Genomic DNA, 23,536 nt, shown 5'->3' with positions numbered 1-23,536 from the left:
TGCTCAGACAGTCGCTCACACAGTGAGGACGATCTTTCCGAACTGCCCGCCGGACTCCATCCGCTCGAAGCCCTCCCGGGCCCGGTCCAACGGCAGCACCTCGTCGATCACCGGCCGCACACCCGTCGCAGCACAGAACGCGAGCAGATCCTCCAGCTCGTCCTTCGTCCCCATCGTCGAGCCGACGACCTTGAGTTCCAGGAAGAAGATGCGGGTCAGCTCTGCATGCGAGGGGCGGTCGCCGCTCGTCGCGCCCGAGATGACCAGCGTGCCGCCCGGCCGCAGCGACTTGACGGAGTGCGACCAGGTGGCCGCCCCGACGGTTTCGATGACCGCATCCACCCGCTCCGGCAGCCGTGCCCCCGACTCGACCGCCTCCACGGCGCCCAGCTCCAGGGCCCGCTTGCGCTTGGCGTCGTCCCGGCTGGTGGCGAAGACGCGCAGCCCGGCGGCCTTGCCGAGCACGATCGCCGCCGTCGCGACGCCGCCTCCGGCGCCCTGGACGAGGACCGAGTCACCGGGGCGTACGCCGGCATTGGTGAAGAGCATGCGGTACGCGGTGAGCCACGCGGTCGGCAGACAGGCGGCCTCCTCGAAGGAGAGCTCCTTCGGCTTGGGAAGTACGTTCCAGGCAGGCACCGTGACCTGTTCGGCGAAGGTGCCCTGGTACTTCTCGGTGAGGATGGTCCGGGGCTCCTTCGGCCCGACCCCGTGGCCCGTCTGGCCGATGACGGAGTGCAGGACGACCTCGTTCCCGTCCTCGTCGATCCCGGCGGCGTCACAGCCGAGGATCATCGGCAGCTTGTCCTCACTCAGGCCCACCCCGCGCAGCGACCACAGGTCGTGGTGGTTGAGGGAGGCGGCCTTGACGTTCACGGTGGTCCAGCCGGGCCGGGCCTGCGGGGCGGGGCGCTCCCCCAACTCCAGGCCGTCAAGGGGCTGGTCACGGTCAATGCGGGCGGCGTAGGCAGCGAACATGACCTTGACGATAGGGGGGAGCGGGGCGCGGCGAAACGGGACGCGGGTGTGACACACGCCGCGCCCCCCACAACACTGGCCCGCGGCCGGAGTGCGGCCCGCACGGGTGGGCGGGTGTGCGGGTGGGAAAACGAACCGGCCCCGCCCGGGGAAGGCCGAAGGCCAACCCGGGCGGGGCCCGTTATCCCGCTCAGCGCAGAGCACTCGCCTAGCGGCGAGCAACACCCTCAGCCCGGGCAGCCGCGGCAACCGCCGCAGTGACCGCCGGAGCAACCCGCTCGTCGAACGGCGACGGAATCACGTAGTCAGCCGCAAGATCGTCCCCGACGACCCCCGCCAGCGCCTCCGCGGCCGCGATCTTCATGCCCTCGGTGATCCGGGACGCCCGGACCTGCAGCGCGCCCGCGAAGATGCCCGGGAACGCGAGGACGTTGTTGATCTGGTTCGGGAAGTCGGAGCGCCCCGTCGCGACGACCGCCGCGTACCGGTGGGCGATGTCCGGGTGGACCTCCGGGTTCGGGTTGGCCATGGCGAACACGAACGCACCCTCGGCCATCGACGCCACGGCCGGCTCCGGCACCGTACCGCCGGAGACGCCGATGAAGACGTCGGCGCCGGACAGCGCGGCCTCCAGCGAGCCGCTGATCCCGGCCTTGTTGGTGATCTCGGCGAGCTCCCGCTTGACCGGCGTGAGGTCGTCGCGGTCGCTGCTGACGATGCCCTTGCGGTCCGCGACCGCGACATCGCCGATGCCGGCCTCGAGGAGCATCTTCGCGATGGCGACGCCTGCCGCCCCCGCACCCGAAATCACCGCACGCAGATCACCGAGCGTCCGCCCGGTCAGCTTCGCCGCGTTCCGCAGGGCCGCGAGCGTGACGACCGCCGTGCCGTGCTGGTCGTCGTGGAAGACCGGAATGTCGAGCCGCTCCTGGAGCTTGCGCTCGATGTCGAAGCAGCGCGGCGCCGAGATGTCCTCGAGGTTGACACCGCCGAAGGAGGGAGCGAGCCGCACCACGGTGTCGACGATCTCGTCCGTGTCCGTGGTCGCGAGCGCGATGGGCACCGCGTCCACGCCGCCGAACTGCTTGAAGAGAATGGCCTTCCCCTCCATCACGGGGAGGGAGGCCTCGGGGCCGATGTCTCCGAGCCCGAGCACGGCCGTCCCGTCCGTCACCACGGCGACGACATTCGACTTCCACGTGTAGTCGTGGACGAGGTCCGGCTGTTCCGCGATGGCACTGCACACCTTGGCGACGCCGGGCGTGTACGCGAGGGACAGGTCGTCCTTGTCGCGGACCGGCACGGTGGCCTGCACGGCCATCTTGCCGCCGCGGTGCAGCGCGAACGCCGGGTCGAACGAATCGAGAGGCTCGCCCTCGCCTTCCTGACCCGCACTGCTGTCGCCGCGAGGATTGACGATCTCCGCTGCCACTTTGTTTTACCCCTTAAGTCTTCATGGGTTGAGGGTGACCACTCCTGGTTAGGGGTGGGCGGGCACCACGTATGCCCCGATTTGACCGATACGTACGGGGTACATACGCGACGGGCGCGCCGCACACGCGCCCTTGGGCCCCGGATGAGGGGTGTAAGGAACCTTCTTACCGGACGGACCCCGCCGCGGACGAGTCCATATCGTGGCGGTGACATGACTCATAGCCGTTTTTCTGGACAAGTCGATGACAGATCCGTGTAGGACTCAAGCTCATCGCAGCGCTTGGCTCACATGGTGAGATGCGCCGAAGATCCTCCGGCTTGTAGGAGGCGATCCCGCAGAAGGTCCGGCCATGATGGGCCGACCTGATGGGATTCGGGGGTCACCCGTTATCCGATTTTGACATGGCCGACGTCCTGAGGGGCCCGGTCCGAATGGCAAGATGCCGTAATCACACGTGGTCGCGACACTCGATGGTGTGTGCCCCGTCGACCGATCGGCAACGCCTTCACCCGGAGGAACCAACCATGACCGCACGCTTCACCCGTCGTACGACCGCCGCCAGGTCCGCGAAGCCCCGGATCGCCGCGGTCGGCGCCATCGCGGTCGCAGGCACGCTGCTGCTGACGGGCTGTGGCGACCAGACCGAGAAGAGCGGCTCCGACAGCTCGGGCACCGCCTCGGCGAGCGCGGCCCCGCTGGCCGACAAGCTCCCCAAGGAGATCCGGGACAAGGGCGTCATCAAGGTCGGTTCCGACATCGCGTACGCACCGGTGGAGTTCAAGGACGAGTCCGGCAAGACGGTCGGCATCGACCCCGACCTCGCGGACGCCATGGGCAAGCAGCTCGGCGTGAAGTTCGAGTTCGAGAACGGCACGTTCGACACGCTGATCACCGGTCTGCGCTCCAAGCGCTACGACATCGCCATGTCGGCCATGACCGACACCAAGGACCGCCAGGAGGGTGTCGACTCCGACACCGGCAAGAAGGTCGGCGAGGGTGTCGACTTCGTCGACTACTTCAACGCGGGCGTCTCGATCTACACCCCGAAGGGCAAGACCCAGGGGATCAAGACCTGGGACGACCTGTGCGGCAAGAAGATCGTCGTCCAGCGCGGCACCGTCTCGCACGACCTGGCCAAGGCCCAGGCGAAGAAGTGCCCGTCCGACAAGAAGCTGTCCATCGAGGCCTTCGACAACGACCAGCAGGCCCAGACCCGCCTGCGCTCCGGCGGCGCCGACGCCGGCTCCTCGGACTTCCCGGTCGCCGCGTACGCGGTGAAGACCTCGGGCGGCGGCAAGGACTTCGAGATCGTCGGCGAGCAGGTCGAGGCCGCCCCGTACGGCATCGCCGTGGCCAAGGGCAACACCGAGCTGCGGGACGCGCTGCAGGCGGCGCTCGACGCGGTCATCAAGAACGGCGAGTACGAGAAGGTCATCTCGAAGTGGGGCGTCACGGACGGCGCCGTCACCGAGGCCACCATCAACGGCGGCAAGTGATCACGACGACGCGTCGTTGAAAGGCAACACCCGTGACTGTTGACATCGACAAGACGGACGGCCCGGAGGACGCTCCTCCGCCGCCACCGGCCGGACCTGAGGCCATCAAGGCCGTCCCGGTCCGCCACTACGGGCGGTGGATCTCCGCGGTCATCGCCATCGCCCTGCTGGTCGCGATCATCTACGCGTTCGCACAAGGCAAGATCAACTGGGGTGCCGTCCCGGACTACTTCTTCGACGACCGCATCATCAAGGGCGTCGGCCAGACTCTGCTGCTGACCGTCCTGTCCATGGTGATCGGCGTGGTCGGCGGCATCCTGCTCGCCGTGATGCGCCTGTCGAAGAACCCGGTGACCTCGTCGATCGCGTGGTTCTACATCTGGTTCTTCCGCGGCACCCCGGTCCTCGTCCAGCTGTTCGTCTGGTTCAACCTGGGCCTGGTCTTCGAGTACATCAACCTCGGGCCGGTCTACAAGAACGAGTGGTCCGACTTCATGACGCCGTTCCTGACGGCGCTGCTCGGCCTGGGCCTCAACGAGGCCGCGTACATGGCGGAGATCTGCCGCGCCGGTCTGCTCTCGGTCGACGAGGGCCAGACCGAGGCGGCGCACGCGCTGGGCATGAGCCACGGCAAGACCCTGCGCCGGGTCGTGGTCCCGCAGGCGATGCGCGTCATCGTGCCGCCGACGGGCAACGAGGTCATCAACATGCTGAAGACGACCTCGCTGGTGTCGGCCGTCCAGTACTACGAGCTGCTGCGGTACGCCCAGGACATCGGGCAGACCTCCGGTGCCCCGGTCGAGATGCTGTTCCTCGCCGCCGCCTGGTACCTGATCCTGACCTCCGTCCTGAGCGTCGGCCAGTACTACATCGAGCGGTACTACGCGCGCGGCTCGAGCCGCCAGCTGCCGGCCACCCCGTGGCAGAAGGTCAAGGCGCACGTGCTGTCGCTGTCGAGCCGGGAGAGGGTCACCGCATGACCGCCATGGTGAAGGCCGAGGGCGTCCACAAGTCCTTCGGCCACGTCGAGGTCCTCAAGGGCATCGACCTCGAGGTGAAGACCGGCGAGGTGTTCTGCCTCATCGGCCCGTCGGGTTCCGGCAAGTCGACCTTCCTGAGGTGCATCAACCACCTGGAGAAGATCAACGCCGGCCGCCTCTACGTCGACGGCGAGCTGGTCGGGTACCGCCAGCAGGGCGACAAGCTCTACGAGCTGCGCGACCGCGAGGTCGCCATGAAGCGCCGGGACATCGGCATGGTCTTCCAGCGCTTCAACCTGTTCCCGCACATGACGGCCGTGGAGAACGTCATGGAGGCGCCCATCCAGGTCAAGGGCACGAGCAAGGCCCAGGCCAAGGAGCGGGCATTGGAGCTCCTGGACCGCGTGGGCCTCGCCGACAAGTCCGGGAGCTACCCGTCCCAGCTCTCCGGCGGCCAGCAGCAGCGCGTCGCCATCGCCCGGGCGCTGGCGATGGACCCGAAGCTGATGCTCTTCGACGAGCCCACCTCGGCGCTCGACCCGGAGCTCGTCGGCGACGTCCTCGACGTCATGCGCGACCTCGCCGAGTCCGGCATGACGATGGTCGTCGTCACGCACGAGATGGGCTTCGCGCGCGAGGTCGGCGACAGCCTCGTCTTCATGGACGGTGGCGTGGTGGTCGAGTCCGGCAACCCACGCGACGTCCTGACGAACCCGCAGCACGAGCGGACGCAGTCGTTCCTGTCCAAGGTGCTCTGACGGTACGTACGACAAGGGGCGGTACGGGATCCTCGTACCGCCCCTTTTCGCGCATCGGGGACTACGGCAGCAACTCCGGCTTCAGCGCCAGTTCCCGCAGCTGCGCCCGCGTCAGCGGGAACGTCTTGAGCAGCGGTCCCGGGGAGCCCTGGCCCTGGTAGCCCGTCCAGTCACGGATGCTGAGGACCGTGCCGTCGTTGAAGACCACCCGCGCCTCCAGCTGGGTTCCGCTGTACGACGGCTGGGTCGCCTTCTCGCCGGGCGTCTGCCAGATGGACAGCAGGGTGCCGCCGCTCGCCTTCTCGTTGGTGCACTTGAGCACCGGCGGCGTGACGTTGCCGATGTTGCAAGGGTCGGGGTCGAGGTCCTTGACCTTCTTGTTCACGTGCACGGTGACGAATCCGACGCCTCCGTCCCGCGCGATGGTGTACTCCCCGTCGAACGGCCCGACCTTCTTGGCCCCGAAGGGCTTCTTCGTGCCCTTGATCAGCTGCCCCAGGGACACCTCCCGGACCTTGCCGACCCCCGCGGGCAGCAGCTTCTCGAAGCCGGACGCTCCGGTGCCGAGTTCGCCGGAGGTCGGTGAAGCAGCCACGTTCGCCGCCTCGCCGCCCGGCACCACACCGGAGCCCAGGACGCCGCCCGCGACCGCCGCCGCGACCACGCCGGTCACCGCCGCGCGCCGGCGCCACCGCAGCCTCGCGGCCCGTGCGAAGACGGCCTCGCTGCCGCGGCCGGCCGGCACCGGCACGTCGTCGACGGCCCGGCCGAGCAGTTCCCGCGCGATGTCGTTGTCGTTCATGCCTGTCATACGTGTTCCTCCCGCACCGCGGCCTTCAGCGCCGCGAGTCCCCTGGCCGTGTGGCTCTTGACCGTGCTCTCCCGCATTCCGAGCAGTTCGGCGGTGGCGGCCACGCTGAGGTCCTCCCAGTAACGCAGCACCAGCACCGCCCGCTGCTTGGGCGGGAGCCCTGCGAGAGCGGCCCGTACCATCAGGCCGGTGTCGCTGTCCGTCACCTGCCCCGGTACGTCGGGCAGTTCGCCGTATGCGTGCTCGCGCCGCCAGAACCGGCGGCGCGTCGCGATGAAGGTGTTGACCAGCGTCTTGCGCGCATAGGCCTCGAGGTTGTCCAGCCGCCCGTGTCTGCGCGCGCCGAGGACGACCTTCACCAGCGCCGTCTGGACGAGGTCCTCCGCCTCGTCGCGGTTGCCGCACAGCAGATAAGCACTGCGGAACAGCGCCGTGCGCCTTCCCTCGACGAAGACGTGCAGAGCCGCTTGAGCGCCCCGCGTCATCCCACGCCCCTCTCTCCGGTTCCCCCGGCCCTCCGGGAACGGACCGTCTCACCCCTTCCAGTGCGGTGGGGGGCCTCACAGGACGCAGAAGAGACGGTACGAATTTTTCGTACCGCCTCAACTGGGGTTGCCGGAGTGCTTACTTCAGCGCCAGCACCAGAGCGTCAGAAGGCGAGCGCCACACCGCCCGCGCCTCCGCGAAGCCCTTTTCGCGCAGCACGCGCGCGTGCCAGTCCGCGGAGGGCGTTTCGCCGTCGGCGTGCTCACCGTAGATCTCGAACCGCTTCGCGGTCGGCCCGGCCAGTACCGGGTCCTCGGCGGCGAGCGCCCACCACTCGGTCCAGTCGAGGGCGCCGGCCGCCTTGGCGCGGTCCATCTGCGCGTGCCGGTGGGCGCGCTCGGCCGCGTTGATCCGCGGCGTGGACTCGTCGATCATGTGGTCCGCGTTCATGAAGACCCCGCCCTCGCGGACGAGGCCCGCGATCTGTCCGTAGAGCGTGGCGAGGGGCTCCTTGTGCAGCCAGTGGAGGGCGGTGGCGGTGAGTACCGCGTCGTATGCCGCGTACGGCAGCCTGCCCGTCCACTGCGGGTCCTTGAGGTCGGCGGTGACGAGCGAGACGCGGTCGTCGCCCGCGAAGGTGCCCTCGGCGATGGTGAGCAGCGCCGGGTCGAGGTCGACGCCCGTGCTGACGGCCTTCGGGAACCTCTCGAGGAGCCGGCTCGTGATACTCCCCGTACCGCATGCGAGGTCCAGTACGCGCGGCTCGGGGCCGACCGTCGCCTCGACCATGTCCAGCATCACCCGGAACCGCTCCTCGCGGTCCGGCATGTACCACTCCTGCTGCCGGTCCCAGCTCTCCTGCCAGGCGCGCCAGTCGGCACCGGCCGTGGTCTCCGTCATCCCAGCCCCTCCCCTGCGTAATAGCCCGCGCGTAATACCCTCGAAGGATGCGCAGCTGTTACTCACGTTCCCTCGAAGATAGACCGCTCCCGTAAGGACTACAAGTGGAACTCGCCTATTACTCGGACTACGCCGTGCGCCTGGTCAACAGCGAGGAGCCCGGTCGCAACAAGGACTCGCTGACTTCTGTGGAGGCCGTCCGGGACCTCTTCGGCGTCAATTCGTCCGCGGCCCGGCGCGCCACGGACGCGGACGTGACGCGCTTCCGCTCCGTACGGGCGCGTCTGCGGGCGGTCTTCGAGGCGGCGGACAGCGGTGACGAGACGCTGGCCGTCGACCTGCTGAACTCGCTGCTCCTGGAGTTCCCGGTGAGCCCTCAGATCTCCGGGCACGACTACCGGGACGACGACGGCCGCCCCCTGTGGCACATGCACCTCGCGGACCACCCGTCGAACGCGACCGCCGGCTATGCCGCGATCGCCACGATGGGGCTCGCCTTCCACCTCACGTCGTACGGCGTCGACCGCCTCGGCCTGTGCGAGGCAGCGCCGTGCCGCAACGCCTATCTCGACACGTCCACGAACCGCTCACGGCGGTACTGCTCGGACCGCTGCGCGACCCGGGCCAATGTGGCGGCCTACCGCGCCCGCAAGCGCCTGGAGGCCGACCGGTCCGAGAGCACCGGCCGCAGCGCGGAGAAGGCCCACGAGAGCCGCGCGACGACGGACCGCTGACCCTCGCCCTGCCCCCCGGTGCGCGGCCGGAAACGCGCCCGCACCGTCGCGAGGACGAGCTCGTCGGGCACGGCCCCATAGACCGTGCTGTCCCCGCCCGGCGAGTACGGGTTGTCGCCGAGCACCCACCAGCCGTCGTCGCGGCGCTCGACGGCCCGCTTGACGACCAGCAGGTCCTGCTGGAAGGGATGCCGCAGGATCACGACGGCGCCCGGCCGTACCCGGGCGCCGTACTGGACCAGCATCCAGTCCCCCGGGTTGAGTGTGGGCACCATCGACGGCCCGTCCACCTCGATCAGTTGGAACGGCACGCGTGCCTCCCGCCCCTCCGCTGCCGTCTCAGGCATCAGACAACCTCCCGGTTCCGCTCGGCGTACGTTCCGGTTCCGTTCCGGTCCTATCGTTCACCAGTCCCAGTCTGGCCCCGGACTTTTGTCCTAAGCCCATGGGGGCACTCGCCAAATCCCGTCTTCCACGGAGTAATGTCCCACCTGAGAAGACGATCACGAGGAAGGACAGCATCCATGCTCTCCCGCCTGTTTGCCCCCAAGCTGAAGGCCAGTGCGCACTGCGACCTGCCCTGCGGTGTGTACGACCCGGCCCAGGCCCGCATCGAGGCGGAGTCGGTCAAGGCCGTTCAGGACAAGATGGCCGCGAACGACGACCCGCACTTCCAGGCTCGCGCCACCGTCATCAAGGAGCAGCGCGCCGAGCTTGCCAAGCACCACGTGTCGGTGCTGTGGAGCGACTACTTCAAGCCCCCGCACTTCGAGAAGTACCCGGAGCTGCACCAGCTGGTGAACGACGCCCTGAAGGCCCTCTCGGCCGCCAAGGCGTCGACGGACCCGGCCACCGGCCAGAAGGCGCTCGACTACATCGCCCAGATCGACAAGATCTTCTGGGAGACCAAGAAGGCCTGACCTCGCTCACCCTTCTTTTGCTCAGGCGGCAGCCTTGCCGCCGCGCATCGACAGCACCCGGCAACCGCGCGGAGCCGGGTGCTGTCGGCGTTCATGACGCGGTTGTACGGCCGGTCCTGCTGACCGTCCCAACGCCAGAGTGAGCGGGAAGAGTTCGTGGCGCCGCGGGCTCACGCCTCATTCGTCCGCCACTCCGCCGCCCGTCCACGGCTCGACCCGGACCACGGCGTCCACCGGGACGGGGCCGTAGATGTGCGGAAACTCCTCGGCGCCGGGCTCGGGAGCCTCGTAGCGCACGGGCGCCGTCAGGCGGTCGCTGTCGATGACGAGGACGACCAGTTCGTCGGACCCCTCGTACGTCCCGTACAGGAAACCTGCCACGCGCTGGAGTTGGCTGCGGAGGGAGCAGTGGATGAAGCCTTCTTCGCTGAGCGTGCGGCCGCGCGTGGAGATTTCGTAGGTACCGGTCCGGCGGGCCGCTTCCCAGAGGGCGCGTTCGGTGATGTGCACAAGTTCGGGCATGGCGGCACGCTAGGGCAGCCGTGCCGCCCCGGCCACGGGATATCTGTCGGTTCAGGGCATGCTGCGGCGGGCAGGCTCAAAGATCACGTCCGGGCCTCCTGGGCTACTGGGGCGCTCCTGGGGCGCTCCTGGGCTCCTTCCCGGGCTATCGGCTATCGCGGAGGGTTCTCCTCTTGATCGTCGGGCGGGCCGGCGCTTCCGTCGTGGGCGTGGCGGAAGCCCACCTGGTCGTCCAGCCCCTCCATGTCGCCTGTGCCCGCTCGCTCCGGCCGGTCTTGCGTGCTGGTGCGGCGCTTACCGCCTGCCGCAGCCGTACTCCTCGCCGCGCGTGCGCCCAGGGCCGTGACACTGCCCATAGCGGTCGGTCCCGCTGTGTGAGCGTGGCTGCCGTGCGATCGCCCGGCCCCTGCGCCGTGGACCGTCTCCTCCGGCTTCTCATAGGCCGGGCAGTCGGGATCACGGCACGGTCCGGAACCCCACACGGGGACGAACGCACCCAGAATCTTTCGTCTGTAAATGACCGTCCCGACGGGCTGTCCGCAGGCGGGGCACACATACTCCTCGTCCCGCGGGCGGCGGCCGGACCGGCGCCCTTCGATGCCCATGCCTCCACCATAGGGCGGTCCGCGCGACCCGGCCCTGAAAGCAGTCACCGCGTTTCATCCGCAGGGTTGCGGCCGGGCGCCGCGCCATCGGCCCTGCCGACGACCCCGTCGTCAGCTCACCGCAGATGTCGCCTGCGGCTCGCGCCACATCGGCCACATGCGTGGGCCGTCCGGCAGATCGACCGGGCGCCCGGTGAAGGCGAAGCCCAGCCGCTCGTACAGGCGGCGGCTGCGGGCGTTGCTCGCCTCCAGATAGGCGGGGAGCCCCTCGCGGTCGCAGCGGTCGAGAACGGACCCGATGAGCGCGGTGCCGAGCCCTTCGCCCTGGTGCTCGGGTGTCACGGCTATCAGCAGGAGGTACTCGTGGGCACGGCCGGTCGGGTGAACGGCTCCGGTCAGCCTGCCGACCAGCTCGACGCGTTCGTTGTCCGGGTCGACGGCCTCACGCATCTCCGCGGGACCGTCGTCCTCGCCGTCATGGTCCTCTGGTTCGCCTGCGGGCACGGAGAGCCACAGCGCGGCTGCCCTGCCGTCCTCCGTGAGGTCCACGCGTCCTTCGCTCAGCACGATGTCCAGGAAGGCGCCCATCAGCTTGTGGTGGGTGCGGCGGCGGTGGTCCGCGTCGGGAAAGACCCAGCAGCTGACCGGGTCGTCCTGGAACGCCTCGTCCAGCAGCCGGGTGACGGCCGCCCGGTCGCTCTCGACGGCCCTCCGGATCGCGACGCCCATGCCCCAGCCCGCCCTTCGTCTCGTCCCCACGGCAGTCGCTCCGGCCCATCGGAGCCACTCTCAACAAGCCTCTGCACAACGGCGGTTGCAGCCTAGGCGATGACGTTCATACGCACGGCCGGGCCCCGGGCACCGGCTGGATCATGCCGTACGCAGGGCCCGCCCGCGCGGGACGTCACCGCCAGCGGCCGATCTCCACGTTCTCCAGGACGCCCAGCGCGTCCGGCACCAGCACGGCCGCCGAGTAGTACGTCGTGACCAGGTAGGAGATGATCGCCTGCTCGCTGATGCCCATGAACCGCACGGAGAGACTGGGCTCGATCTCGTCCGGAATGCCCGGCTGGTGCAGCCCGATGACGCCCTGTTCGGCCTCGCCCGTACGCATGCAGATGATCGAGGTGGTCCTGGCCTCGGTCACCGGGATCTTGTTGCACGGGAAGATCGGCACGCCCCGCCAGGTGGGGATCCGGTTGCCGCCGACGTCGATGCTCTCGGGCACCAGGCCGCGCTTGTTGCACTCGCGGCCGAACGCCGCGATCGCGCGCGGGTGGGCGAGGAACAGCTTGGATCCGCGCCTGCGACTCAGCAGTTCGTCCATGTCGTCGGGGCTGGGGACGCCGTCGTGCGGCTGCAGCCGCTGGTCGTACTCGCAGTTGTTGAGCAGGCCGAACTCCCGGTGGTTGATCAGCTCGTGCTCCTGGCGCTCCTTCAGCGCCTCGACGGTGAGCCGCAGCTGCTGCTCCGTCTGGTTCATCGGCTGGTTGTAGAGATCGGCCACGCGCGTGTGGATGCGCAGAACGGTCTGCGCGACGCTCAGCTCGTACTCCCGCGGCGCCGGCTCGTAGTCGACGTACGTGCCCGGCAGCACCGCCTCTCCGACATGGCCCGCGGAGAGGTCGATGGGCGCCTCTCCGTACTTGTTGGTGCGCTGCCGCGGGAGTGAGCGGAGCCGCCGGAGATGTTCCTGCAGCGACTCGGTGCGCTCCGCGACCTGCTCGAGGTCCTGGCGGGACAGGGTCAGCACGGTGCACGCCGTGACCGCGCGGGCCGTGTACTCCCACATCGCGTCGGGTTCGAGGAGCGCCTGCTCCCCGAAGTACGCGCCGTCGGCGAGGACCCCGAGGACGGCGTCGTCGCCGTACGGACCGGTGCCGATCTTCTCGACCCTGCCGTGCGCGAGCAGGAACACCTCGTCGGTCTGGCCGCCGAAGGAGGCAAGCACCTCTCCCGGGGCGAACTCCCGCTGCCGGCAGCGGCCGGCGAGCTCGCCGAGCCCCTCCAGGTCCTCGTACGCCCGCAGCACGGGCAGTTCGCCGAGCTCCGCGGGGATGACCTGCACGCGGTCGCCGGTCTTCACGAACGTCACCCGGCCGTCGCCGACGGAGTAGCTCAGCCGGCGGTTCACGCGGTACGTACCGCCCTGCACGTTCACCCACGGCAACATGCGCAGCAGCCAGCGCGAGCTGATCTCCTGCATCTGGGGTGCGGACTTGGTGGTGGTGGCCAGGTTCCGCGCGGCCGCCGCGCCGAGACTCTGCTGCGGCCCGGTCTGCCCTGCGCGGACCTCTTCGCCTACCGACATGACTGTGCCCTCCCGATGGTGCGCCTACCTGCACTGACCTGCGCACACCAGGCTTTCATCACGGAACGTGTCGATACCATTACACAAACGAGCGGGAATGGATCATCATGAACGGGGCAGATGGCCCGCGGGCCGGGGGCGCACGCGCGGCCGGGTCGGGAACCACGGGGTAGCCACAGGATCTGCACGGCCACGGCTGCGGGCGGGGTGGTCCGCCCTACCGGACTTCCGGTAGAAGCAAGCGGTACGAGGCGGTCCGCGTCCGGCGGCCGTCGCGGCCCGCAGAAGGAGGCGGCATGGCCCCACCCATGTCCGCGAGCACGTTCCTGGACGCTCTCAGGGACGAAGGCCTGACCGTCGTCGAGGTCGGCGACTGGCGTGACCACAACCGCAACCACAAGGGCCCCTGGGGGCCGGTGCACGGCGTCATGATCCACCACACCGTGACATCGGGCAGCGAACGCACCGTCCGCATCTGCCGCGACGGCTACGCCGGGCTGCCCGGCCCGCTGTGCCATGGCGTCATCACCAAGGACGGCCGGGTCCACCTAGTCGGCTACGGACGCGCCAACCACGCGGGCCTGGGCGACGACGACGTGCTGCGCGCGGTCATCGCCGAGAAGACCCTCCCGCCGGACAACGAGGCGAACACCGACGGCAACCGGCACTTCTACGGCTTCGAGTGCGAGAACCTCGGCGACGGCGAGGACCCCTGGCCCGAGGCGCAACTGGCAGCCATCGAGAAGGTGGCGGCCGCGATCTGCCGCCACCACGGCTGGACGGAACGCTCGGTCATCGGCCACCTCGAATGGCAGCCGGGCAAGTCCGATCCCCGCGGCTTCACGATGCACTCGATGCGGGAGCGCATCCGCGACCGCCTGAAGTGACGTCCGCGGGCGGGCGGCGGCCGTCGGGCAACCCGCCCGACAGTCGCGGGCCGCTGGCGGCCCCAAGGGACAGCCACACAGCAGCCGTGGCCGGGCGCCGGCCGGGACGGCGCAGCCCAGCGACGGCCTCGGCCGGGCGCCGGCCCGGACGGCAACCCGTCGACGACCGCGGCCGGATGCCGGCCCCCGGGCAACGCCTCGGGCGGCCGCGCCCCGGGGCACAGCGCCCCCGGCACGGCTCGCCTGACAGCGGCGCGGTCAGGGGGACGGCCCGGCCAGTGACGGCACATCGGGACAGGCCCGACAGGGCAGCGCGGCCCGCCGACGCCCGGTGAAGGAGCCGGGCAACGTCTCGGGCGGCCGCGCCCCGGGGCACAGCGCCCCCGGCACGGCTCGCCTGACAGCGGCGCGGTAAGGGGGACGGCCCGGCCAGTGACGGCGCATCGGGGCGAGCAGCGCGGCCCGCCGACGCCCAGTGAAGGAGCGTCGGCCCCGGCCGCAGCCTCGCCGGGTACCGCCTGGAGGTCGGGCTTCGCGTGGCGGCACCTCGGCGGGAGACGCGCCGGCAAGGCTCCGGAAGCTGCGAGCGGGCCCATGGTCGGTACGCGGCAGTGAGGGCGCGGCGGAGGCAGCACTTCGGGCAGCCGCCTTGGCGGGCACGGCGAAGCGGCCAGGGCCAGGCAGACTGCGGCGTCCCCGGGGACCGCCCGCACCGCGGCAGGGCCCCGAAGCACGGCCCAGAGCGCAAACCGGGGCGGCCACCGCTCGACGGGCACGGCCCGGAGGGCAGCGCCTCGCCGTGCCGTGTCTCCTCGGGCAAGGCGCGGCGGGCAGGTCTCGGCCGACAGCGGGGTCCCCGTAGAGGGCCGCGGCGGTGCCCGGGGGCACGCCCCGGCGTGCAGCGCCCGGCCACCCCTCGACGGGCCCCGCTCAGCGGCCACGGCACACCCGGCGGCAGGGGCGCCCGCCGCGCCGCCCCACTGCGGGCACGGCGCACACGGCCCCGGGATCTGCCTGTGGGCCTTGGGTCCGCGCGGTGCGCCGGAGCCGACTGCCGGCCTCGATGCGCTCCTCGCGCGGACCGGCCGACAATGGTCCGGTGACCAGCCCTGACAGCGCTGCCGTACGAGGCCCCGCAGCACGCGGCGCGGCCGCAGGCGATCCTGCCGACCTGCGGCCGCTGCTGCCGTCGCCGTTGCAGGCGGTCGAGGACGAGCGCTTCGCGCGCCGCGGGCTGCGGCTGCTGCTCAAGCGGGACGACCTGATCCACCCGGACCTGATCGGCAACAAGTGGCGCAAGCTGGAGCCGAGCCTCCGGGCGGCCGCAGGCCGGACGATCGTGACCTTCGGCGGTGCCTACTCCAACCACCTCCGTGCCACCGCCGCGGCGGGCCGGCTGCTGGATCTGCCCACCATTGGCGTGATCAGGGGGCACGAACTGGCCGGCCGGCCCCTCAATCCGTCCTTGTCCCGTTGCGCGGCGGACGGCATGCGTCTGCATTTCATCGACAGATCGACGTACCGACGCAAGAGCGAACCGGACGTCCTGGCCGGGATCCTGAACGCGATCGGCGTCCATGCCGACAACGGCAGCGCCGACGTCGGCGCCGAGGTCGCGTACGTGGTCCCCGAGGGAGGAAGCAGCTCGCTCGCCGTGCGGAGCTGCACGGCCCTCGGCCGGGAACTGCGCGGCCAGGCCGACGTCGTCGCCGTAGCCTGCGGCACCGGCGGCACCCTCGCCGGACTGGCCGCCGGACTCGGCCCCGGACAGCGCGCACTCGGCATACCCGTACTCAGGGGCGGCTTCCTTACCGAGGAGATACGGGTGCTGCAGGAGCAGACCTTCGGCGGCCGGCGCGGCGACTGGTCCCTCGACGACCGTTTCCACTTCGGCGGTTACGCCCGCATCGCGCCCGAACTAGAAGCCTTCGCCCGCGACTTCGAGGACCGGCACGGAGTGCCCGTCGAACGCCTCTACGTCGCCAAGATGCTGTACGGACTCGTCACCCTCGCCGACGAGGGAGCCTTCGCCGCGGGCACCACGCTGGCCGCCGTCACCACGGGACGCCCTTTCCCCGCTGAGATCCAGGGCCCGGCCGCGACACGGGCCGCCGACACCACGTAACCGAGCGACCACAGCAAGGTCGGCCGGGCACGGCCCTCCGCTTCACCGCAGCTTTCCACGCGGGCGTCGTAACCTTGCCACCATGAACGAGTGCCTGCACGTCGATGAGCTGCCGAACCCCGGGCCGGCAGCGCTGCCGACGCGTACCCTCGAGCCCGGCGAAAGCCGACGCCGGCGCGTTGCGGACGGGGTGCTCGCCTGAAGTGGATCAGGACGGTTCGACCGTCCAGGGCCTGGGTACGTCAACCCGGCGCGCGCTCTTCCCATTTGGGACCGCAGACCCCTAGCCACTGTCCGTACTCATGGGCTTACTATGAGTGACAGCAGGGGAGGAGGTCGTCGGGACAGGGAACTTGGGGGCGCGGTAGCGTCACCGCTGAACCATGTACCGCGTTACTCCGGGGGGCCACCCTCGGCCCCCGGAAAGCTTGGAATCACCTTGGAGGTGAGGGTGTCCCAGATCGCAGGCGAGCCCGCGACCCAGGACTTCGTGGAAGTCCGGCTGCCGGCTGCGGGTGCCTACCTGTCGGTGCTGCGGACGGCCACGGCCGGCCTCGCGGCGCGCTTGGACTTCACCCTGGACGAGATCGAGGACCTCCGTATCGCGGTCGACGAGGCCTGCGCGATCCTGCTGCAGCAGGCCGTTCCCGGCTCCGTGCTCAGCTGCGTCTTCCGGCTCGTGGACGACTCGCTCGAGGTGACGGTCTCCGCTCCGACCACCGACGGACGGGCGCCCGAGCGCGACACCTTCGCCTGGACGGTGCTGTCGGCGCTGGCCGGGAAGGTCGACTCCTCGGTCGCCGACGACAAGACCGTTGCGATCAGCCTCTACAAACAGCGCGGCGCGGGACCCGGGCCGGCGTGAGGAACGGGGACGGACCGGTGCGGGACGAAGAGCGCGGCATCCGGGGCCTTCCGGGCGATAACACCGGCAGCCGGGGCAGGAAGCCGACCGAGGAGCGTGCGGTACCGGCGGAGCCGGCGCGCGCACCGGGGGCCGGCATCCCCGAGCAGCAGGCACGGCCGCATCCCGAGGACGACTCCTTCGCCGACGGCACACCGGCCGACGGCTCCTCGGCGGTGGTGAACACCGCGGCGGACACGTCGGAGCGGACACAGGCCATCGACGAGGACGAGCGCGAAGCGCTCTCCGGCCGGGACGGCGGGACGGGGGTACCTCCCGGCGGTGGCCGGGGGAGGGCAGGTCACATGAGCGAGCACGGGCACGAGGCCGAGCAGGGCGCGCAGGGCGCACCGCACATCCGGCACGATCCGCATGACCGCAGCGGAGCGCGAGTGATGTTCGTCGAGCTGCGCAAGCTCTCCCAGGGCTCGCCCGAGTACGCGGAACTGCGCAACCAGCTGGTGCGCATGCACCTGCCGCTCGTCGAGCACCTCGCCCGCCGCTTCCGCAACCGCGGCGAACCGCTGGACGACCTCACCCAGGTCGCCACGATCGGCCTGATCAAGTCCGTGGACCGCTTCGACCCGGAGCGCGGCGTGGAGTTCTCCACGTATGCGACCCCCACGGTCGTCGGCGAGATCAAGCGGCACTTCCGCGACAAGGGCTGGGCGGTACGGGTCCCGAGGCGGCTGCAGGAGCTGCGGCTGTCGCTGACGACGGCCACCGCCGAGCTCTCCCAGCTGCACGGCCGCTCCCCCACGGTGCACGAGCTCGCGGAGAAGCTCGCCATCTCCGAGGAGGAGGTCCTGGAGGGCCTGGAGTCGGCCAATGCGTACTCCACGCTGTCGCTGGACGTCCCGGACACGGACGACGAGTCCCCGGCCGTCGCGGACACGCTGGGCGCGGAGGACGAGGCGCTGGAGGGCGTCGAGTACCGCGAGTCGCTCAAGCCGCTCCTGGAGGATCTGCCGCCCCGCGAGAAGCGGATCCTGCTGCTGCGCTTCTTCGGCAACATGACGCAGTCGCAGATCGCGCAGGAGGTCGGCATCTCCCAGATGCACGTGTCGCGACTGCTGGCCCGCACGCTGGCTCAGCTGCGGGAGAAGCTGCTCGTGGAGGAGTAGACGAGGAGGCCACAAGGGCCGGGCGGGACTCACGGGGACCGTTCCCCGGACCCCGACGGCTCGCCTACTTCTTCGGCTGCTTGGGTTCCTGTCCGCCGCCGGGCCCTCGGATACCGAGCGCCCGGGTCGTCGCCGGGTGCACCAGCAGGACCAGGGCGGTCACCGCCACGACGCCCAGGGCGATCCCGGCGGGGATCGCCAGGCTGTCGGCCTGCAGCAGCGTCCATGCCACGGGCAGCGCCATGATCTGCGTGATGATCGCCGGCCCCCGGCTCCAGCTGCGCTGCTGCAGCAGCCCGCGCGCCGCGAGCAGCGGCAGCAGCGCCAGGACGATGAGCGTGACCCCGCCGGTCGCGGCCTGCTCGACACTGTCCGCGTCCCCCGCGAACCCCCTGATGAGCAGATACACGCCGGCGGCGACGAGCGCCACGCCCTCCAGCGCGGCCAGGACCGCCGCGGCGGTCAGCCGTCCCGGGCGGGGGCCCGCCTCGGTGACGTCGGTGGTGGGGGTCTGTCCTGAGCTCACCCCAGCAGGTTAGCCCCGCGCACCGTCGGCCCCGACCTCGGTACCGGGCACCGGTCTGGGTTTAGTACCACCCGGTAGGTACTCTCTTTCGCATGCGTGCTCTTCTCGTGGTCAATCCGGCGGCAACCACCACCAGTGCACGTACACGAGATGTGCTGATCCACGCACTCGCGAGCGAGATGAAGCTCGAAGCGGTCACCACGGAGTACCGCGGGCACGCCCGGGACGTCGGCCGGCAGGCCGCGGAGAGCACGGACATCGACCTGGTCGTCGCGCTCGGCGGGGACGGCACGGTCAACGAGGTCGTGAACGGCCTGCTGCACCACGGACCCGACCCGGACCGCCTCCCCCGCCTCGCCGTCGTCCCCGGCGGATCCACCAACGTCTTCGCGCGCGCCCTTGGTCTGCCGAACGACGCCGTGGAGGCCACGGGCGCACTGCTCGACGCGCTGCGCGAGGGCAGCGAGCGCACGGTCGGCCTGGGCCTCGCGGCTGGCACCCCCGGCACCCCGGACGAGGCCGTGCCCGGGCGCTGGTTCACGTTCTGCGCGGGCCTCGGCTTCGACGCGAGCGTGGTGGGCAGGGTCGAGCAGCAGCGGGAACGGGGCAAGCGGTCGACGCACGCCCTGTACCTGCGCCAGGTGATACGCCAGTTCCTCGACGAGCCCCACCGCCGACACGGCACGATCACTCTGGAGCGGCCCGGCGAGGACCCGGTGACCGATCTTGTGCTGTCGATAGTCTGCAACACCTCACCGTGGACGTATCTGGGCAATCGCCCCGTCTACGCCTCGCCGAAAGCTTCGTTCGATACGGGTTTGGACGTACTCGGACTCAGCAGGCTCTCGACCGGTGCGGTCGCCCGGTATGCCACGCAATTGCTTGCTTCGTCCCCCGAGCGCGGCCCGCAAGGCAAGCACGCGGTCTCGCTGCACGACCTGACGGACTTCACCTTGCATTCGAAGGTCCCACTGCCCCTTCAGATGGACGGCGACCACCTGGGACTGCGGACGAGCGTGACGTTCACAGGCGTACGCCGTGCACTGCGTGTGATTGTGTGAGCGGAAGGGCCTAAAGTCCTTTCACTCGAACGTTTAGGCAGGGATCCACCCCATGGAAGTACGGCTGTGACCTAGTCGACACCGAGGAATCAAAAAAAACTTCTCGTAGGGGGTTGTATCCGCCGCCGAGGTTTGCGAATCTCTACATGGCGCTCGAGACGGTCGCACCACAGACCCCACAGAGAGCCCGAACCCCTCCTCAATCACAGGACCACGCCGGGAACCTGGCGGTAGGCCCTTCACTTGTTGAGGGATTCGTGAAAGCGTTCACATTCACAAGCAACCTGCACGTAATACCAAGAGAGGTAGCAGCCATGGACTGGCGTCACAACGCCGTTTGCCGCGAGGAAGACCCCGAGCTGTTCTTCCCCATCGGCAACACCGGTCCTGCGCTGCTGCAGATCGAGGAAGCCAAGGCCGTCTGCCGTCGCTGCCCCGTTGTGGAGCAGTGCCTGCAGTGGGCGCTCGAGTCCGGCCAGGACTCCGGTGTCTGGGGTGGCCTCAGCGAGGACGAGCGTCGCGCTATGAAGCGCCGCGCCGCTCGCAACCGGGCGCGCCAGGCCAGCGCCTGACGCCCACGCCCCGTACGAGCCTCGGCCCGGCGGCGCGTACAGCGAGTACGCATCTCCCGCCCCCGAGCCGCAGCGCGCAGTATCCCCGCTCCCCCCAGGCCCCGCCCGGGTGGTGCCCCCGAAGCAGCGTGAAGTGAGCCCCGGACCGATTCGGTCCGGGGCTCACTGCTGTACCGGCGCGGGCCGCTCCCGGCCAACCCCTGGGAGCGGCCCGGCTATTTCTCGTCGCGGCTGCCGGCTCGGTTCGGCGCGGAACGGCTGCTTCTCGCGCGGACCGGGATGTCCAGGATCACCTGGGTGCCGCCCTCGCGGGCCGGCACCATGTCGAACGTCCCGCCCAGCTCCCCCTCGACCAAGGTGCGGACGATCTGCAGTCCCAGGTTTCCGGACCGCTGCGGATCGAAGCCATCGGGCAGGCCGACGCCGTTGTCCTGGACGGTGATCAGCAGCCGGGACTCGCGTGTGGTGCCGCCGCGTACCGCCGAGACCTCGACCGTGCCCTGGTCGCCCGGGCGGAAGCCGTGCTCCAGGGCGTTCTGCAGGACCTCCGTGAGGACCATGGACAGCGGGGTCGCGACCTCGGCGTCCAGGATTCCGAAGCGGCCGGTACGACGGCCGGTGACCTTGCCAGGTGAGATCTCCGCGACCATCGCCAGCACACGGTCGGCGATCTCGTCGAACTCCACGCGCTCGTCCAGGTTCTGGGAGAGCGTCTCGTGGACGATGGCGATGGAGCCCACCCGGCGTACGGCCTCCTCCAGCGCCTCGCGGCCCCGCTCGGACTCGATGCGGCGGGCCTGCAGGCGCAGCAGGGCTGCGACGGTCTGCAGGTTGTTCTTCACCCGGTGGTGGATCTCCCGGATGGTCGCGTCCTTGGTCATCAACTCGCGTTCGCGGCGGCGAAGTTCAGTGACGTCGCGCAGCAGGACCAGCGAACCGATTCGGGTGCCCTTGGGCTTGAGCGGGATCGCCCGGACCTGGATGACGCCGTCGTTGCCCTCGATCTCGAACTCTCTGGGCGCCCAGCCGCTGGCGACCTTGGACAGGGCCTCGTCCACGGGGCGGCGGGACGGGGCGAGTTCGGCGGTGGTCATGCCGAGGTGGTGGCCGACGAGGTCGACGGCGAGACCGAGGCGGTGGTACGCGGACAGGGCGTTCGGCGAGGCGTACTGGACGATGCCGTCCGCGTCGAGCCGGATGAGGCCGTCGCCGACGCGCGGCGAGGCGTCCATGTCGACCTGCTGGTCGGGGAACGGGAAGGACCCGGCGGCGATCATCTGGGCCAGGTCGGATGCGCTCTGGAGGTAGGTGAGTTCGAGGCGGGACGGCGTGCGGACGGTGAGCAGGTTGGTGTTGCGGGCGATGACGCCGAGGACGCGGCCCTCCCGGCGTACGGGGATCGACTCGACCCGTACCGGCACCTCCTCACGCCACTCCGGGTCGCCCTCGCGCACGATGCGGCCCTCGTCGAGCGCGGCGTCGAGCAGGGGGCGGCGGCCGCGTGGCACGAGGTGGCCGACCATGTCGTCCTGGTAGGAGGTGGGGCCCGTGTTCGGTCGCATCTGGGCCACCGACACATAGCGCGTGCCGTCCCGGGTGGGCACCCACAGGACGAGGTCGGCGAAGGACAGGTCGGAGAGCAGCTGCCACTCCGAGACCAGCAGATGCAGCCACTCGAGATCCGTGTCGGAGAGGGCTGTGTGCTGGCGTACGAGCTCGTTCATGGAGGGCACGTCTGCGAGCGTACCTGGCCGGTCGGGCGCTCAGAACACGCGCCCGGCGCAGGTCACCGGGGTCGGAGACACCCGCGGGCCGCGGCGCTGGAAGGGACCCTCAACCCTTCCGGCACCGCAGCCCGGAGCAATACCGGCCGGCGGGTGTGCGGTCCCGGACGGCCGAGGGATGAGGAGCCGGAGCAGTCAGGGCAGAGAGCCCGGTTCCTCGGTCCGCCTTCCTGTGCGGGGAGGGCGGAGGTTCAATCCGAATTCTGGACTAGACCATAATCGGATGTCCATGCGTTGGGGAATGTCAGTTGGTGTCGATTTCTCGAACATGCCGCACGGGCTTCTCCGACACTCCCACACACTGCACGGGCGCCGGTGCCGCTCGGTTCACATGACCTGGGTCAGCGGGTCTCGGTCACCTTCGCCAGGGCGCGCGGGGCGTCCGGGTCCTGGCCGCGGGCGATCGTCACCTCGTACGCAAGGAGCTGCAGGGGGATGATCTCGAGGATCGGCTGGACCTCCTCGGCCACGCCCTCGGTGGGCAGGACGAAGCCCGCCGAGGCCTGCTCGACCTGGGTCCTGGGGCCGATGACAACTAGGTCGGCGCCGCGTCCGCGCAGCCGGTCGAGGACGGGCTGGAGGGCCTCGCCGCCCTTGCCGTCGGTCACGACCGCGATGACCGGGGAGATGTTGTCGACCATGGCGAGCGGGCCGTGCAGGAGGTCGGCTCCGGAGTACGACAGGGCCGGGATGTAGCTGGTCTCCATCAGTTTGAGCGCGGCTTCCTTCGCCGTCGGATAGCCGTAGCCGCGGGACGTGATCACCATGCGCTCGGCGAAGCGGTAGCGGGAGGCGAGTGCCCTGACCTCGTCGTGGCGCTCCAGCAGCTTCTCCGCGAGGTCGGGCAGCGGCTTGGCCGCCGAGCCGTCGCCGCCGCGCAGGCCCTCGACGAAGAGGTAGAGGGCCAGGAGGGATGCCGTGTAGGTCTTGGTCGCGGGGAGCGCCTTCTCCGGGCCGGCCATGATGTCGATGTGGTACTCGGAGACGGCCGCAAGCGCCGAGTCCGGGTTGTTGGTGACCGCGACCGTGATGGCACCGGCCTCGCGGGCCGCCTTCGTGGAGGCCACGAGGTCCGGGGAACCGCCGGACTGGCTGACGGTGACGACCAGGACGTCGGTCAGGTCCGGGCGCGCGCCGTACGCGGTCGTGGTGGACATGGAGGTCAGGCCGCAGGGGATGCCGAGGCGGATCTCCAGCAGGTACTTGGCGTACAGCGCGGCGTTGTCCGAGGTGCCGCGGGCGGTGAGCAGGACGAAGCGGGGCTTCCTCGCTGCGACCTGCTCGGCGACCTCGCGGATCCTGGGGGCGCCGGACTCGAGGATGCGGCGCAGCACCTCGGGCTGTTCGGCCATCTCGCGGGACATGATCCGGCCTGGCTGCTCGCTCTGCGGGCCGGCGGCGGTCTTGGCGGTCATGCGGGGCCTCCAGGTCGGTGTCGCTTCGCCTTGTCCATGGATTGGTCTATACCACTCCATGGTACCAGGCGGGCGCTTGGGCTGCCGCCCTGGTCTGCGCCCCGCCGGAAGCGTGCACAGGTGCACAGGTACGGCGCCACGGCACCCGCCGTCGTGGGTTGTGCCCACCCGTTCCGCCCCTTGCGGAACGCCTGCCCACAAC

General features: G+C 70.2%; 23 protein-coding genes. 11 read left to right on the top strand and 12 right to left on the bottom strand.

Annotated features, from left to right (window positions below; translation table 11 throughout):
* Positions 1-15 precede the first annotated feature (15 nt).
* Positions 16-978 (bottom strand): zinc-binding dehydrogenase, encoded by a 963-nt coding sequence (locus ABT009_RS19325; RefSeq protein ID WP_351295810.1) that lies wholly within the window; start codon positions 976-978, stop codon positions 16-18.
* 208 nt (positions 979-1,186) lie between these two features.
* On the bottom strand, positions 1,187-2,410 hold the full coding sequence (locus tag ABT009_RS19320; protein WP_351295807.1) for an NAD(P)-dependent malic enzyme: 1,224 nt from the start codon (positions 2,408-2,410) through the stop codon (positions 1,187-1,189).
* Between the two features lie 527 nt (positions 2,411-2,937).
* Here ABT009_RS19320 and ABT009_RS19315 point away from each other — a divergent pair.
* The 3 genes from ABT009_RS19315 to ABT009_RS19305 are packed head-to-tail and all read left to right on the top strand — an operon-like array spanning position 2,938 to position 5,647.
* Positions 2,938-3,909, top strand: coding sequence for an ABC transporter substrate-binding protein (locus tag ABT009_RS19315; protein WP_351295804.1), 972 nt, complete (start codon positions 2,938-2,940; stop codon positions 3,907-3,909).
* Between the two features lie 32 nt (positions 3,910-3,941).
* Positions 3,942-4,889, top strand: coding sequence for an amino acid ABC transporter permease (locus ABT009_RS19310; protein ID WP_351295801.1), 948 nt, complete (start codon positions 3,942-3,944; stop codon positions 4,887-4,889).
* Positions 4,886-5,647, top strand: coding sequence for an amino acid ABC transporter ATP-binding protein (locus tag ABT009_RS19305; RefSeq protein WP_351295799.1), 762 nt, complete (start codon positions 4,886-4,888; stop codon positions 5,645-5,647). Before ABT009_RS19310 ends, ABT009_RS19305 begins: the two co-directional genes overlap by 4 nt.
* Positions 5,648-5,708: 61 nt before the next feature.
* On the opposite strand, the gene ABT009_RS19300 is transcribed toward ABT009_RS19305, so the two are convergent.
* The 3 genes from ABT009_RS19300 to ABT009_RS19290 all read right to left on the bottom strand — a co-directional run bounded on the left by ABT009_RS19300 (position 5,709) and on the right by ABT009_RS19290 (position 7,844).
* Positions 5,709-6,458 carry a hypothetical protein gene (locus ABT009_RS19300; protein ID WP_351295796.1) on the bottom strand — a complete coding sequence of 250 codons (750 nt, stop codon included), beginning with the start codon at positions 6,456-6,458 and terminating at the stop codon, positions 5,709-5,711.
* Positions 6,455-6,943: a SigE family RNA polymerase sigma factor gene (locus ABT009_RS19295; protein ID WP_351295793.1), complete on the bottom strand. Its 489-nt coding sequence runs from the start codon at positions 6,941-6,943 to the stop codon at positions 6,455-6,457. Before ABT009_RS19295 ends, ABT009_RS19300 begins: the two co-directional genes overlap by 4 nt.
* Before the next feature lie 139 nt (positions 6,944-7,082).
* Entirely contained in the window at positions 7,083-7,844 is a 762-nt protein-coding gene (locus ABT009_RS19290; protein ID WP_351295790.1) for a class I SAM-dependent methyltransferase, read from the bottom strand.
* A gap of 104 nt (positions 7,845-7,948) precedes the next feature.
* Here ABT009_RS19290 and ABT009_RS19285 point away from each other — a divergent pair, with 104 nt between their 5' ends.
* Complete coding sequence (locus tag ABT009_RS19285; RefSeq protein WP_351295787.1) at positions 7,949-8,578, top strand: CGNR zinc finger domain-containing protein; 630 nt, start codon at positions 7,949-7,951, stop codon at positions 8,576-8,578.
* Here the strand turns inward: ABT009_RS19285 and sodX are convergent.
* On the bottom strand, positions 8,482-8,925 hold the full coding sequence (sodX, locus tag ABT009_RS19280) for a nickel-type superoxide dismutase maturation protease (protein ID WP_351295784.1): 444 nt from the start codon (positions 8,923-8,925) through the stop codon (positions 8,482-8,484). The genes ABT009_RS19285 and sodX overlap by 97 nt on opposite strands.
* Positions 8,926-9,102: 177 nt before the next feature.
* Here sodX and sodN point away from each other — a divergent pair, with 177 nt between their 5' ends.
* A complete protein-coding gene (gene sodN / locus ABT009_RS19275) occupies positions 9,103-9,498 on the top strand; it encodes a superoxide dismutase, Ni (protein ID WP_351295781.1) in 396 nt (131 codons plus the stop codon).
* A 177-nt stretch (positions 9,499-9,675) separates the two neighbouring features.
* Here the strand turns inward: sodN and ABT009_RS19270 are convergent, their stop codons facing one another.
* The 3 genes from ABT009_RS19270 to ABT009_RS19260 form a co-directional block, all read right to left on the bottom strand.
* Entirely contained in the window at positions 9,676-10,020 is a 345-nt protein-coding gene (locus ABT009_RS19270; RefSeq protein ID WP_351295778.1) for a DUF952 domain-containing protein, read from the bottom strand.
* 716 nt (positions 10,021-10,736) lie between these two features.
* Entirely contained in the window at positions 10,737-11,354 is a 618-nt protein-coding gene (locus tag ABT009_RS19265) for a GNAT family N-acetyltransferase (protein WP_351296035.1), read from the bottom strand.
* 175 nt (positions 11,355-11,529) lie between these two features.
* Positions 11,530-12,936 (bottom strand): family 2B encapsulin nanocompartment shell protein, encoded by a 1,407-nt coding sequence (locus ABT009_RS19260; protein ID WP_351295775.1) that lies wholly within the window; start codon positions 12,934-12,936, stop codon positions 11,530-11,532.
* Positions 12,937-13,232: 296 nt separating this feature from the next.
* On the opposite strand from ABT009_RS19260, the gene ABT009_RS19255 reads away from it, so the two are divergent.
* The 4 genes from ABT009_RS19255 (at position 13,233) to ABT009_RS19240 (ending at position 17,976) form a co-directional block, all read left to right on the top strand.
* Entirely contained in the window at positions 13,233-13,823 is a 591-nt protein-coding gene (locus ABT009_RS19255; protein ID WP_351295772.1) for an N-acetylmuramoyl-L-alanine amidase, read from the top strand.
* Positions 13,824-14,886: 1,063 nt separating this feature from the next.
* Positions 14,887-15,948 (top strand): 1-aminocyclopropane-1-carboxylate deaminase/D-cysteine desulfhydrase, encoded by a 1,062-nt coding sequence (locus ABT009_RS19250; RefSeq protein ID WP_502989912.1) that lies wholly within the window; start codon positions 14,887-14,889, stop codon positions 15,946-15,948.
* Between the two features lie 451 nt (positions 15,949-16,399).
* Positions 16,400-16,813, top strand: a complete 414-nt coding sequence (locus ABT009_RS19245; RefSeq protein ID WP_067277722.1) for an ATP-binding protein — start codon at positions 16,400-16,402, stop codon at positions 16,811-16,813.
* A gap of 17 nt (positions 16,814-16,830) precedes the next feature.
* Positions 16,831-17,976, top strand: coding sequence for an RNA polymerase sigma factor SigF (locus tag ABT009_RS19240; protein ID WP_502989911.1), 1,146 nt, complete (start codon positions 16,831-16,833; stop codon positions 17,974-17,976).
* Between the two features lie 64 nt (positions 17,977-18,040).
* Here ABT009_RS19240 and ABT009_RS19235 read toward each other — a convergent pair whose 3' ends face one another.
* On the bottom strand, positions 18,041-18,502 hold the full coding sequence (locus tag ABT009_RS19235; RefSeq protein ID WP_351295763.1) for a hypothetical protein: 462 nt from the start codon (positions 18,500-18,502) through the stop codon (positions 18,041-18,043).
* 92 nt (positions 18,503-18,594) lie between these two features.
* Here ABT009_RS19235 and ABT009_RS19230 point away from each other — a divergent pair, with 92 nt between their 5' ends.
* Entirely contained in the window at positions 18,595-19,563 is a 969-nt protein-coding gene (locus tag ABT009_RS19230) for a diacylglycerol/lipid kinase family protein (RefSeq protein WP_351295761.1), read from the top strand.
* A 314-nt stretch (positions 19,564-19,877) separates the two neighbouring features.
* Positions 19,878-20,135, top strand: coding sequence for a WhiB family transcriptional regulator (locus tag ABT009_RS19225; RefSeq protein ID WP_040248489.1), 258 nt, complete (start codon positions 19,878-19,880; stop codon positions 20,133-20,135).
* A 215-nt stretch (positions 20,136-20,350) separates the two neighbouring features.
* Here ABT009_RS19225 and ABT009_RS19220 read toward each other — a convergent pair whose 3' ends face one another.
* Together ABT009_RS19220 and ABT009_RS19215 are read right to left on the bottom strand one after the other, a co-directional pair.
* Positions 20,351-21,868 carry a sensor histidine kinase gene (locus tag ABT009_RS19220; RefSeq protein WP_351295757.1) on the bottom strand — a complete coding sequence of 506 codons (1,518 nt, stop codon included), beginning with the start codon at positions 21,866-21,868 and terminating at the stop codon, positions 20,351-20,353.
* A 392-nt stretch (positions 21,869-22,260) separates the two neighbouring features.
* Positions 22,261-23,334, bottom strand: coding sequence for an SIS domain-containing protein (locus ABT009_RS19215; protein WP_351295754.1), 1,074 nt, complete (start codon positions 23,332-23,334; stop codon positions 22,261-22,263).
* Positions 23,335-23,536: the final 202 nt, after the last annotated feature.

It is taken from the genome of Streptomyces sp. NPDC002896, assembly GCF_040295225.1.
GTDB lineage: Bacteria > Actinomycetota > Actinomycetes > Streptomycetales > Streptomycetaceae > Streptomyces.
The sequence above is the reverse complement of the archived record's forward strand: the minus strand, read 5'-3'. Positions and strand labels throughout refer to the sequence as shown.